Annotated in this window: 10 protein-coding genes and 1 tRNA gene; 3 read left to right on the top strand and 8 right to left on the bottom strand. The window is 70.7% G+C overall.

From position 1 onward, the window contains the following. The first annotated feature begins 108 nt into the window (after window positions 1-108). Window positions 109-1,209: a HEPN domain-containing protein gene (locus tag AC6H2I_RS12735; protein ID WP_497501014.1), complete on the top strand. Its 1,101-nt coding sequence runs from the start codon at window positions 109-111 to the stop codon at window positions 1,207-1,209. Between the two features lie 864 nt (window positions 1,210-2,073). On the opposite strand, the gene AC6H2I_RS12730 is transcribed toward AC6H2I_RS12735, so the two are convergent. Next, window positions 2,074-2,150: transfer RNA gene (locus tag AC6H2I_RS12730), tRNA-Arg, on the bottom strand. Window positions 2,151-2,342: 192 nt separating this feature from the next. Between AC6H2I_RS12730 and AC6H2I_RS12725 the strand changes: the two genes are divergently transcribed. Then, window positions 2,343-2,786 carry a hypothetical protein gene (locus AC6H2I_RS12725; RefSeq protein ID WP_497501013.1) on the top strand — a complete coding sequence of 148 codons (444 nt, stop codon included), beginning with the start codon at window positions 2,343-2,345 and terminating at the stop codon, window positions 2,784-2,786. Between the two features lie 210 nt (window positions 2,787-2,996). Here the strand turns inward: AC6H2I_RS12725 and AC6H2I_RS12720 are convergent, their stop codons facing one another. Further along, a complete protein-coding gene (locus tag AC6H2I_RS12720) occupies window positions 2,997-3,836 on the bottom strand; it encodes a universal stress protein (RefSeq protein WP_497501012.1) in 840 nt (279 codons plus the stop codon). Window positions 3,837-4,225: 389 nt separating this feature from the next. Between AC6H2I_RS12720 and AC6H2I_RS12715 the strand changes: the two genes are divergently transcribed. After that, window positions 4,226-5,881: a putative bifunctional diguanylate cyclase/phosphodiesterase gene (locus AC6H2I_RS12715; RefSeq protein WP_497501011.1), complete on the top strand. Its 1,656-nt coding sequence runs from the start codon at window positions 4,226-4,228 to the stop codon at window positions 5,879-5,881. 78 nt (window positions 5,882-5,959) lie between these two features. On the opposite strand, the gene AC6H2I_RS12710 is transcribed toward AC6H2I_RS12715, so the two are convergent. The 6 genes from AC6H2I_RS12710 to AC6H2I_RS12685 all read right to left on the bottom strand — a co-directional run bounded on the left by AC6H2I_RS12710 (window position 5,960) and on the right by AC6H2I_RS12685 (window position 12,459). Continuing rightward, the gene (locus tag AC6H2I_RS12710) at window positions 5,960-7,135 is read right to left on the bottom strand and encodes a PP2C family protein-serine/threonine phosphatase (RefSeq protein ID WP_497501010.1); all 1,176 of its coding nucleotides are present in this window, start codon (window positions 7,133-7,135) and stop codon (window positions 5,960-5,962) included. A 50-nt stretch (window positions 7,136-7,185) separates the two neighbouring features. After that, window positions 7,186-8,442, bottom strand: coding sequence for a response regulator (locus AC6H2I_RS12705; RefSeq protein WP_497501009.1), 1,257 nt, complete (start codon window positions 8,440-8,442; stop codon window positions 7,186-7,188). Next, the gene (locus tag AC6H2I_RS12700; protein WP_497501008.1) at window positions 8,439-9,278 is read right to left on the bottom strand and encodes an ATP-binding protein; all 840 of its coding nucleotides are present in this window, start codon (window positions 9,276-9,278) and stop codon (window positions 8,439-8,441) included. Before AC6H2I_RS12700 ends, AC6H2I_RS12705 begins: the two co-directional genes overlap by 4 nt. 9 nt (window positions 9,279-9,287) lie before the next feature. Further along, window positions 9,288-9,593, bottom strand: a complete 306-nt coding sequence (locus tag AC6H2I_RS12695; RefSeq protein WP_497501007.1) for an STAS domain-containing protein — start codon at window positions 9,591-9,593, stop codon at window positions 9,288-9,290. Window positions 9,594-9,685: 92 nt separating this feature from the next. Beyond that, window positions 9,686-11,308 (bottom strand): ABC transporter ATP-binding protein, encoded by a 1,623-nt coding sequence (locus tag AC6H2I_RS12690; RefSeq protein WP_497501006.1) that lies wholly within the window; start codon window positions 11,306-11,308, stop codon window positions 9,686-9,688. Window positions 11,309-11,340: 32 nt separating this feature from the next. Next, entirely contained in the window at window positions 11,341-12,459 is a 1,119-nt protein-coding gene (locus AC6H2I_RS12685) for an ABC transporter permease (RefSeq protein WP_497501005.1), read from the bottom strand.

Raw genomic sequence — 12,459 nt, 5'->3', positions numbered from 1 at the left:
TACTGGGAACGCCGAACGCCCTTGCGCTGTCCGGCTGACAGCTCCTGATGTTGAAGAGGGCTGCGACAGCCGCCAGCAACATTTATTAATTTTGCTAATCCGGAAAACATGTTCGACCCCTGCCGCCGCGCAGGCCGCCGAACGGCCTCTGGTATCGACGCCGAGGCAGATCGATTGAAAAGGGGAATGGCCGTGGCGGAGCAGACCAATGATCTGGGCGCAGCGATTGCGGAGTGCCTGGAAAAGGATATTGAACCTTATTTGGAGTCCATCGGGCTTCCCTTAAGTGAACGTCCGTTCAGAGCAGCTATCGAGTTTACAGAGACGTATGTACAGGGAATTGACGACGGTAACGGTGAGACATTCAAGCCAGGCGAAATCTCTGATTTTGTCGCAAGCCCTGCTTTCCGCATAATTTTCCAGCATGTGGAGAAGTGGTACAAAGACAGATTCGGCACTGCGATGACATCCAAGGAGAATGTTATCAAAGGTGCTGTGATGGCCTATGGGGTTCCTTTCATAATCACGATCCCAGCAATTGTATCAAGGCCAGGCAAGCCGGGCGACGGTGAGTTCAACCAGTCTGTATGGATCCGTTTCCCGAGCACGGTTCTTGAAGGCGAAGACGTTTCTTCCTGGATTGTTAAGCCACCGAACTTGGCAGGCATGCCGCCGGAGATCCGAAATGAGCTAGAGCGGGATATCGAAGAGGTGTCATCCGCACTGAGATCCATTCGGACGAACTTTATGGGAGCCGGGGGAAAAGGGCCGATTCTCGGATTGCAAAAGGGCACCATTCGGCATCTTGAGACCTTTGTCGATTACATATCCTCTCAAGATCCCAGTTATGTGCAGAAGGCATATTGGGAACTGCAAATGGCTGCCGAAACGGCCTTCAAGGCGGTTGCCATGCACAAGACCGGGAAATTCCGGGAAACGCACGACCTATTTACGCTGTATGATGATGTCCATGCTATCAAACCTCTGTCAGTTAGCAGAGATCTACTGAAGTCCCTCCCCCGCTGGAAGGAGACAACCACCCTCCGCTATGCTGTTGGCTCCCGTGAGAACGTGAAGGACTGCTTTAACTGCTATCTTATTACGTTGAGGGTTCTGAAGGAGCTGATTGAAGATGCCGCCTTGGAAGGAATCCACGATCTGGGCAGCGCTGAGTTCGAAATAGGGCGCCCGCCGTGGTTTGGAGCCTGACGCGCTGGTGCGCCCGCATCGTCTCCAGCGCCGAGGCGCGTGCCCCGGCGCACCAGAGACATCAGGAAGTGCGAGACACCCGTCGGGCAATGATGTCCGCCTTCGTCGGGCGCCCACGCTTAGGAGGAGGAGCGGCGGCGAGGGACAAGTGACCGTCGAGCCAAGCTTCGATGTCCGAGACGCGGTAAAGGACCTTTCGGCCGATACGGACCACTGGAGGGCCATCGGAGCGACCGTCCATCGCCATCTTGGCAAGCGTCGAGTAGGAGAGAGGGTAACGCGCCGCAACTTGGCGCCGGGTCAGGTAGGCTCCGGACATGCTAAACCCATCCATGGAACCCACTGGCTTGCCGTGCCAAAGGGAGGACGGGTGATTTCGATGGACCCTTACCAGCCTCGCGCCGATGAGGCCCGCCCCTCGGCGGCGCGACATCAGCGCATTGCGGCGATTACGTAAGGTGCCGGCAACCCCAACAAATGCACTATGCGGAAATCCAGGGAAACTGTCAACGACTTTTGCACCCGGCGGTTGTCAACATTACTGTGACGCCCGTGACAATCCGTGACACGAGTGGCGAAATTTCGGGAGATCCGAGGAACCCACAGGAAACGGCAAGCCTTTGAATGATTAGGAAAAGTGAGGAAACGCCAGCAATGCCGCGGGTGCCTGAACAGATTCCCAAGCTTACGACGAGGGTTCGATTCCCTTCACCCGCTCCAACACGCCTCCCAATTCACAATCTACGACACGGACCGCCGGCCACGGCGTCGCGCCGATCGCGCGCGAGCGTCCCCGCGGGCTGCACGGCGGCCCGGCGAAAACGAAAAGGCCGGCGTCCGAGCGCCGGCCTTTTGCGATTCCGGTGGTGATCCCGACAGGATTCGAACCTGTGACCCTCGGTTTAGGAAACCGATGCTCTATCCGGCTGAGCTACGGGACCGCCGCGGCCCACCATAATGAAAGCGCCGGCGCTTGCCAACCGGGCGTTTGCCGCGCCGTGGCGGCGCGCCACCGCCGCGCACCCGGCCGATCGGGGTACCGCCAACGCGACGGCCGGTGCCGGCAACGCGGCGTGGGCTTGGCCGTTGTTCCCCCATCGCCCCACCGTCCCGCCCCCCTGCCGGAGGTCCCCATGCGCCCGCGTTCCGCCATCCCCCTCGCCCCCGTCGCCCCCGTCGCCCCCCTGGCCGTCGCCGGGGCGCTGGCCCTGGCCCTGGCCGGATGCGCCGGCGGCGACACCCTGCCGGCCACGACCGCCGCCGCCTACGGGCCGCTGGAGCTGACCAGCCTGATGGTGCTCACGCCCGATGGCCGCCACATCCTCGGCAACATCGAGGAGGTGCGGACCGGTGCCGACGGCAAGGCACGGGTGGTGGTGGTCGACGGCGGCGCACCGCTGTTCCCGCTGGGCCGGCGGATGGTGGTCGACGCCGCCGACCTGCGCGCCGCCCCCTTCCTCGGCACCACCTGGCTGGAGGGCGTGCCGTGGCGCGAGGTCGCCGGGTTCGACCGGGCGACGGGGCCGCTCGGCGCCCCCACCACCGACCCGACGGACTGGACGCCGCTGGTCCGCTGAGCCGCCGCGGGCCGGACGAAAAAAAGGCCCGCCGGTGAGGGCGGGCCCAGTGGTTTCAGAAGCGTCCAACCTGTGTTGCAACCCATCGAATGAGCGGACCCTAGCCGCCGCGCGGCCGCCCGGCAAACGCCGGCGACCAACTTTCCGACCTACGGAAAATCGCCGCCGCCGCACGGTCCGTGGCCGCGATGGCGCGTGCGCCCGGCCCCGTCAATGGGTCATCAGCACCGGCACCGTCATGTGCTGCAGCATGTGGCGGGTCATGCCGCCCAGCACCAGCTCCCGGAAGCGCGAGCGGCCGTAGGCACCCATCACCACCAGGTCGCAGGATTCGTCGGCCACCGCGTTCAGCATGGTGTCGCCGGGCTCGACCTGGCGGGTGGTGATGTGGGCGGCCTCGACCCGGCAGCCGTGGCGGGAGAGATGGCGGGCGATGTCGGCGCCGGGCTCGTCGCCCAGCCCGGCGAAGCCGGAGGGCGGGTTCACGGCCATCACCACCACCCGCTGGGCGGTGCTCAACAGGGGCAGCGCGTCGCCGACGGCGCGCGCCGCCTCGCGCCCGGCGTTCCAGCCGACCAGGATGCGCTCGCCCACCGTCGGGAAGGTGCCGGCGAAGGGCACCACCAGCACCGGCCGGCCGCATTCGAACACCAGGTCCTGGGGCATCACCACGGGGGCGTCGCGGTCGCGCCGCGGCTCCACCTGGCCGACCACCACGAGGTCGGCGTAGCGGCCGTGCAGGGCCGCCGCCTGGGTGGGGTCGCCGCGCACCACCCGCCATTCCGCGCGGTCGGCCAGCCCGAAGCGGCGCATCCGGTCGTCGAAGGCCCGCCCGGCGGCGGCGGCGCGCTCCGCGGCGGCGTGGCGCTGGGCGAGGCGCACCTCCTCCGGCAGCTCGGCCGCGACATAGGCCGGCAGCGGCGCGTGGGCGATCACGTACAGCCCGGTGATGTGGGCGTCGTGGCGGGTGGCGAGCTGGGCGGCCACGTCGATGCGCGCAGCGGCGGTGGCGCCGTCGTCCACCACCACCAGCAGATCCTTGAGAGCCATGTCGTCGTCTCCATGCAGCCCGCGGGGCCCCGGGGACGTCCTCGGCCCCGACCCGCGCGAGCCTGGGAATTATACCCCTCCACCGCGGGGAATACGACGCCCCGCGTTCTCAACACAGGGCCGCGTGGGAGGCCGTCCCGGGGCCGCGGTGGCGGCGGGGCGTGACCCGGCGGCACCGGGCGCGCGCGATCTCGCGGGCCGGCCCGGTGCCTGACCGCTTTGCTTTTGACGCGCGGGTTGGGTATCGCGTAAGTGTTCGCGATCGGCCGACCGTCCGCGCCCTCCTTTTCCGCGTGCCTATGAATACGGATCCCCATCTCGACGCTCTGGTTGCGGCCCTCACGGGCACCGAAGGTTCGGCTCCGGCGCTCAACACGCTGATGCAGGTCATGGATTCCATGCCCACCCTGGTGGGATTGCTCGACGTCGGACGCCGTCACATCTACGCCAACCGTGCCTACCTGGAGTTCATGGGCTGCACCATGGCGCAGCTGGCCGGCCAGACCGTGGCCTCGCCCATGGGCGAGGACGTGTTCCGGGCCAACCAGGGCACCATCGAGCGCGCCCTGGCCGGCGAGGTGGTGGTGGCCGAGGGCTGGCTGCCCGATCCCGCCGGCGGCCAGCGCTACATGCAGCGCGTCCACGCCCCGCACCGCCGGCCGGATGGGTCGGTGGCCGGCTATTTCGTGCTGCTCCAGGACCTGACGGAGCGGCGGCAGATCCAGGACGACCTGTTCCGTCTGGCCTATTACGACCCGGTGACCGGCCTGGCCAACCGCCTGCTCCTGGTCAAGCACATGGCCGACTACCAGGCGGTGGGGGAGGCCTTCACCCTTCTCACCATCGACGTCGACCGTTTCCAGGAGGTCCGGACCAGCCTGGGCCAGGGCTTCGCCAACGAGCTGCTGATCGACGTCGCCCACCGGCTGGCGCGCGACGGCGGCGCCATCGACCTGCTGGCCCGCATCAGCGACCACGCCTTCGCCATGCTGATGGCCGGGCGCGGCGACCCGGCGGCGATGCAGCAACGGGTCGACACGGTGGCCGGCATCGTGCGCTCGGCGCGCTCCAGCTCCGGCGCCGCCGTGTTCCTGACCGCCAGCGTCGGCATCGCCTGCTGGTCGGAGGCGCACGAGCGCCCCGAGGACGTGCTGCGCGACGCCGAGATCGCCACCGGCCACGCCCGCAGCGCCGGCGGCGGCCGCCACGCCTGGTTCGATCCGGCGATGCACGCCCGCATGGTCGAGCAGGTGCGGCTGGAGCACGACCTGCGGCGCGCCCTGGAGCGCGGCGACGAGCTGTGGGTGGCCTACCAGCCGATCGTCGAGATGGTGACCGGCGGCCTCGCCGGGTTCGAGGCGCTGGCGCGCTGGACCCATCCCGAACGCGGCAACATCCCGCCCGGCATCTTCATCCCCATCGCCGAGAGCACCGGCCTGGTGGTGGCGCTCGGCACCTGGGTGCTGCGCGAGGCGTGCCGCCAGGTGGCCGACTGGCAGGACAAGCGGTCGCCGGGCTCGGCCCCGCTGTTCATGAGCGTCAACCTGTCGCCGATCCAGCTCGGCGATCCCGGCTTCGTCCACGTCGTGCGCGGCGTGCTGCGCGAGACCGGGGTGGAGCCGTCGTGGCTGAAGCTGGAGCTGACCGAGGGCGCCGTCATGGAGAAGGCGGAGCAGTCGATCAAGCTGCTGCAACAGCTCCGCGGCCTCGGCATCAAACTGTCGATCGACGATTTCGGCACCGGCTACTCGTCGCTCAGCTATCTGCACAAGCTGCCCATCGACAGCCTCAAGGTGGACCGCTCCTTCGTCTCGGCCATGCACCAGTCGGAGGAGAACCGGGCGATCGTGCGGATCATCGTCGACCTCGCCCGCCTGCTCGGCTTCGACGTCATCGCCGAGGGCATCGAAACCACCGCCGACGCCAACCTCCTGCGGGCGCTGGCCTGCGACTACGGCCAGGGCTACCACTACTCCTACCCGGTGCCGCCCGCCGAGGCCGAGGCGCTGGTCACCGGGGAGCCGCCCTGGCGCGACGGCGTGTAGGCGCCGGCTCCGACCGGCCAGCTCCGACCGGCCAGCTCCGAACGGCCAGCTCCGAACGGCCAGCTCCGAACGGCCGGGTCAGGCGGCCCGGGTCAGCAGCACCGCGGTGAGATCGTCGTCGATCGGGCCGCTCTCGGCCAGGGCGCGGCACAGCCGGTCCAGGAAGGCGGCGCCGTCGCCGTCGTGCATGCCGCAGGCGGCGACCAGCCGGGCCAGCCCGGTCTCCTCCAGCACCCCGCCGGCCACCGGAATCTCGATGGCGGCGTCGGAGAACAGGAACAGCCGGCCGCCCGGCGGCACCGTCAGGCTGCGCGTCTCGTAGGTCGCGTGCTCCACCAGGCCGAGCGGCAGGCCGCTGCCGTCGCCCAGGCGCGGCTCCGACTCCTCCGGCCCCCACGCCATCGGCCGGGTCCACCCCGCCGCGGCGTAGTGGAAGCGGCCGCTGTCGGCGTCGAGCACCCCGGCCAGCATGGTGGCGAATTGGCCGCTGGGCAGGAGCGGGCACAGGCGCCCGTTGATGGTGGCGAGGAACGCCGCGGGATCGAAGCTGTCCACGTCGGTCTGGCGGGTGATGGCGTGCAGGCGGAAGGTGTTCAGGGCCGCCGCGACGCCGTGGCCCGAGAAGTCGGCGAGCTGGACGATGGGGCGGCCGCCGCCGTCCTGGCGCAGGTCCCAGATGTCGCCGCCCAGCTCCGACGATGGCGCGACGTGGGCGTCGACGCGCAGGCCGGGACCGCCCAGGGCCGCCCAGCGGTGCGGCGCCGGCATCAGCCGTTCCTGCATCCGCCGGGCCAGCGCCAGCTCGGTCTCGGAGCGGCGCCGGTAGTGGCGCAGATCGTCCAGCAGCGCGCGGTTCTGCAGATGGATGCGCACGCGCGCCATCAGCTCCGCCGCGTTGATCGGCTTGGCGACGTAGTCGGTGGCGCCGGCGGCGAAGGCCCGGGCGCGGTCGCCCGGCCCGTCGAGCCCGGATTGCACCAGCACCGGCAGGTCCGACCACGCCGGCGTGGCCCGCAGGTGCCGGGTGAAGGCGAAGCCGTCGAGGTTCGGCATCATCAGGTCGAGCAGGATGAGGTCGGGGCGGAAGCTCTCCAGCCGGGCGAGCGCCTCGTCGCCATCCCCCGCCGTCTCGACGCGGCGGATGCCGCCGCGTTCCAGCAGCGCCGCCAGCAGCGTCCGGTTGACGCGGTTGTCGTCGACGACCATCACCCGCGCCTCGTCGAGCCGCGGCGCCGTCGCGCGTGCGTTGTCCATGGTCGCTGTCCCCGTCGCCGCCGCGACCGATGCCGGGTCGGTGCGCATTCTCAGCCTGTCCGATCGAGCCACACCAGGGTGTGGTCGCGGCGGGCGACGCCCTCGGCCAGGGCGTCGCGCACGGCCTGCGCCAGCCCCGCGAAACGGTCGCCGGCCGCCTCCGGCGCCGCCAGCGCCCGCTCCACCACCGCCTCCAGCGGCGAACCGTCCCCACCCCCGGCGGTCCCGCTGCCGGCGTCCCCGGCATCCCAGGCGCCGCCGGCCCTCGCGCCCGCCCCGGCCCGGCCGGTGCACGAGCGCAGCACCAGCGCGGCCGCGGCGGGCCAGGGCAGGGCGTGCTCGGTGTACCGGGTGTCCGGGGCGGCGCCGATGGCCGGGTCCGGCGGGCCGTCGGCGATCACGCTCCCGCCGTCCCGGCTCCACAGCCGCGGTGCCGCGGCGGCGGCGGCGGCGTAGCGGAACAGGCCGGCGGCGGGGTCGACGACGCCGCAGAGCACCGCCGCCCGCTCGCCCCGCTCCAGCAGCTCCGTGGCGCGGGCGTTGAGGGCGTCGAGGAACGCGGCGGGCTCCGCCGCCTGGCCGGAGAGCTCCTGGATCGCGCTGTGGAGGCCGAAGGCGTTCAGCGCGGCGCCGACGCCCCGCCCCTCCATGTCCAGGAGATAGACGCCGAAGCGGCGGCCGTCGACGGGCAGGATGCCCCAGATGCCGCCGCCGAGGTCGGTCGAGAGCACGGTGTCGGCGCGCACCGCCACGCCCGAGACGGCGCCCAGCGCCGCCCGCGCCTCGGCCGAGGGCAGCAGGTGGTCGTAGAGCGCGCGGGCCGTCGCCAGCTCCCCCTCGACCCGGGCGCGGTAGGCGCGCAGGTCGCGGATCAGCAGCCGGTTCTCCAGGTGGATGCGCACGCGGGCGACCAGCTCGGCCCGGTCCAGCGGCTTGCAGATCAGGTCGGTGGCGCCGACGGCGAACGCCCGGTTGCGGTCGTCGCTGCCGGACAGGGCGGTCTGCACCAGCACCGGCAGGTCGGCGTATGCGGGGTCGGCGCGCAGCCGCTGGCACACCTCGAAGCCGTCCATCCCCGGCATCATGAGGTCCAGCAGCATGAGGTCCGGCAGGCGTGCGGCGACCCGCTCCAGCGCCTCGAAGCCGTCGTTGGCGAAGGCGATGTCGTGGAAGCCCGCGGTGGACAGCACGGCCCCGATCACCGAGCGGTTCATGTCGGTGTCGTCGACCACCAGGATGTGGCAGCCCTGGACCGGCGGCCGTTCCGCATGGTCCGCCGTCCCGGCCGTCGCCGCGGCGCCGCTCATGAGGCGAACCGCATGCGGATGCGCCGCCCCATGTCCAGGACCTCGTAGGACTGGACGACGGCGGCGATCATGGCCAGCCCGCGGCCGCTGGCGGACTGGCCGTCGCTGGGGGTCCTCTCGGGCCGGGCGCCCTCGGATCGGGGGGCCTCGGATCGGGGGGCGTGGAGGCCGGCGCCGTCGGCGGCGGCGTAGCCGGTTCCCTCGTCGGCGACCTCGGCGACCACCGCCTGCGGCTCCAGCCAGCAGCGCACGACCACCCGGCGTTCGGCCAGGGCGGGGTCGGCCAGGCGGCGCGCCAGCTCGGCGGAATAGCGCTCCAGGGCGGCCGCGCTGCAGCCCTCCATGGTGCCGACCTCCAGGTTGCCGTGCACCACGGCGTTGGCGATGGCCTCGTGCAGAGCCAGCTCCATGCCGTCGCGCCCGGCCTCGGACAGGGGGCGGCGCTCGGCGACGGCGGCGACCATGCGCGCGGCCAGGGGCACCCGGTTGGCGGCGGCGGTGGTGAAGCTGGCGTAGAGGTCGCAGGCGGCGGCCTCCTCCAGCACGGTCGCGACCGCGTCGTCGGGCAGGGCGCCGATGTCCACCCAGGCGGCGACCGGCCGGTGCCACACCGCCGGCTCCGTGGCCGTCGCGCCGTCGTGGCGGGCGTCCAGCAGCGCCGCCGCGCGCCCGTCCGCGGCCGGCGTCCCGGCCACCGCCGCCCGGGGCGTCCCCTGGGGCACCCCGGGGGTGGTGCCGTCGGGCGGCCATGGCAGGCCCAGCCGCCGCGACAGGCGCCGCGTCCGCTCGGCCGGCACGCCGATTCCGCAAAGCGCCTCGAAGCGGGGGGCGGTCACCGTCGGACCCTACTCCTCAATGACGACGATCTTGTCCAGCTGCGCCACGGTCAGCACCCGGCGCACCTGCCCGGTCGCCGCGCGCAGGACCAGCTGCTTGTCGACGTTCACCATTTCCTCGCGGGCGATCAGCAGCATGCCGATGCCGGCGGAATCGACGAACTCCAGCCCCTTCAGGTCGAGCACCTGGCGCTTGGCCACGTTCTGCAGCATTTCGCGGATCAAGGCACGCAGCGTGGCGTGGTCGTTGAAGGTCAGGCGGCCGCGCAGCCGAACCACCGCCTCCTGCTCCTGAACGTCGATACCGTACTCCATCGCGCGGCGATCTCCTGCTTGCGCCGTGGGTCCTGGAACTGTCGGCCCCACCGGGCACCGGCGTCAAGGGCGCCGTCGCCGCCGGGCGCCCGTCACATCCGCACCGCGTCCCCCTTGACCGCCTCCAGGTTCAGGGCGGCGGCCAGCAGGGCGCGGGTGTAGGCCTGCTGCGGCTGCTCGAAGATGCGCCGGGTCGGCCCCTGCTCCACCACCTTGCCGTCCTTCATCACCAGGACGTGGCTGGACAGGGCGCGCACCACCCGCAGGTCGTGGCTGATGAAGAGATAGGCGAGGTTGTGGCGGGACTGGAGGTCGCGCAGCAGGTCGACGATCTGCGCCTGCACCGACATGTCCAGCGCGCTGGTCGGCTCGTCCAGCACGACGAAGCGGGGCTTCAGCACCAGCGCCCGGGCGATGGCGATGCGCTGGCGCTGCCCGCCGGAGAACTCGTGGGGGTAGCGGTTGCGCGCTTCGGGCGGCAGCCCGACCTCCTCCAGCGCGGTGGCGACCATGGCGTCGCGCTCGGCCGCGGTGCCGATGCGGTGGATCTTCAGCCCCTCGCCGATGATCTGCCCGACCGACATGCGCGGGCTCAAGGAGCCGTAGGGGTCCTGGAACACCACCTGCATCTCGCGGCGCAGCGGGCGCAGGGATCGCGCCTGGCGGCCCTGGATGTCCTGCCCGTTGAAGAGGATGGCGCCCTCGCTGGACTGCAGGCGCAGCAGCGCCAGGCCGAGGGTGGTCTTGCCCGATCCGGACTCGCCGACCACGCCGACGGTGTGGCCCTCGCGCACCGTCACCGTCACCCCGTCGACGGCGCGGATGTGGTCGACCGTGCGCCGCAGCACGCCCTTCTTGATCGGGAAGTGGACCTTGATGTCGCGCGCCGTCATCACCTCCGGCGCGTCGGCCGGCGGCTCCAGCGGGTCGCCCTTGGGCTCGGCGGCCAGCAGCTTGCGGGTGTAGGCGTGCTGGGGCCGCAGGAAGAGGTCGGGGGCCGCCGCCGGCTCGACGATCTCGCCCTGGTTCATCACGCAGACCCGGTCGGCCATCTTGCGCACCACGCCCAGGTCGTGGGTGATCAGCAGCAGCGCCATGCCGAAGCGCCGCTGCAGGTCCTTCAGCAGCTCCAGGATCTGCGCCTGGATGGTGACGTCCAGCGCCGTCGTCGGCTCGTCGGCGATCAGCAGGTCGGGCTCGTTGGCCAGCGCCATGGCGATCATCACCCGCTGGCGCTGCCCGCCCGACAGCTCGTGGGGGTAGGCGCCCAGGCGCTTCTCCGGCTCCGGGATGCCGACCAGGGCCAGCAGCTCCAGGGTGCGCCGGCGCGCCGCGGTGCGGTCCAGCCCCTTGTGCAGGAACAGCGTCTCGTTCACCTGCCGCTCGATGGTGTGGAGCGGGTTGAGCGAGGTCATCGGCTCCTGGAAGATCATGGCGATGCGGTCGCCGCGCACGCGGCGCAGCGTCTTCTCCTCCGCCCCCATCAGCTCCTCGTCGAGGAAGCGGATGGAGCCGGTGGGGTGATGCGCCACCGGGTAGGGCAGGAGCTGCAGGATAGACAGCGCCGTCACCGACTTGCCGGAGCCGGATTCGCCGACCAGCGCCAGGGTTTCCCCCTTGGCGATGTCGAAGGAGACGCCGCGCACCGCGTGCATCGCCCCCCCGGTGGAGCGGAAGTCGACCGACAGGTCGCGGACGGACAGGAGTTCGGGCATGGCCGGGAGCACCTTTGGGTTGTTCCGCCGCGTCATTCCGCCGCCTTGGCCGCTCCGGCCGCGCCGACCGTGGCGTCGGCGGCGGCGGGGCCGGTGGCGAGGGCGCCGATGGTCTTGCGCGGGTCGAAGGCGTCGCGCACCGCCTCGCCGATGAAGATCAGCAGGCTCAGCATGATCGCCAGCACGAAGAAGGCGGTGAGGCCGAGCCACGGCGCCTGCAGGTTGGCCTTGCCCTGGGCCAGCAGCTCGCCCAGGGACGGCGAGCCCGGGGGCAGGCCGAAGCCCAGGAAGTCCAGCGCCGTCAGGGTGGTGATCGAGGCGTTCAGGATGAACGGCAGGAAGGTCAGCGTCGCCACCATGGCGTTGGGCAGGACGTGGCGCACCATGATGACGGTGTCGCCGGCCCCCAGCGCCCGGGCGGCGCGGACATAGTCGAAGTTGCGCGCCCGCAGGAACTCCGCCCGGACCACGCCGACCAGGGACATCCAGGAGAACAGCAGCAGCAGGCCCAGCAGCCACCAGAAGTTCGGGGTGACGACGCTGGACAGGATGATCAGCAGGAACAGGGTGGGCAGCCCCGACCAGATCTCGATGAAGCGCTGGAACAGCAGGTCGGTCAGGCCGCCGAAATAGCCCTGCACGGCGCCCGCCGCCACGCCGACGATCGAGGACAGGATGGTCAAGGTCAGCCCGAACAGAACCGAGATGCGGAAGCCGTAGATCAGGCGCGCCACCACGTCGCGGCCCTGGTCGTCGGTGCCCAGCCAGTTCTCCGCCGATGGCGGGGCCGGGGCCGGCACCTCCAGCCCGTAGTTGATGGTGCGGTAGCCGAAGGGGACCGGCGGCCACACCATCCAGCCCTTCTCGTTGATCAGGTCCTGGACGTAGGGGTCGCGGTAGTCGGCGTTGGTCTCGAACTCCCCGCCGAAGGTGGTCTCCGGATAATCCTCGGTCACCGGGGAGTAGTAGGCGCCGTCGTAGACGACCAGCAGCGGGCGGTCGTTGGCGATGAACTCGGCGAACAGGGTCACCACGAAGATGACCATGAAGATCCAGAAGGACCAGTAGCCGCGGCGGTTGGCGCGGAAATTGTGCAGGCGGCGCTGGGTCAGCGGGGTGATCGGCATGCCGAGGAAGCGGGCTGCGGCCAT

The sequence above is a fragment of the Azospirillum sp. NS33 genome (assembly GCF_059703765.1).
The sequence above is the reverse complement of the archived record's forward strand: the minus strand, read 5'-3'. Positions and strand labels throughout refer to the sequence as shown.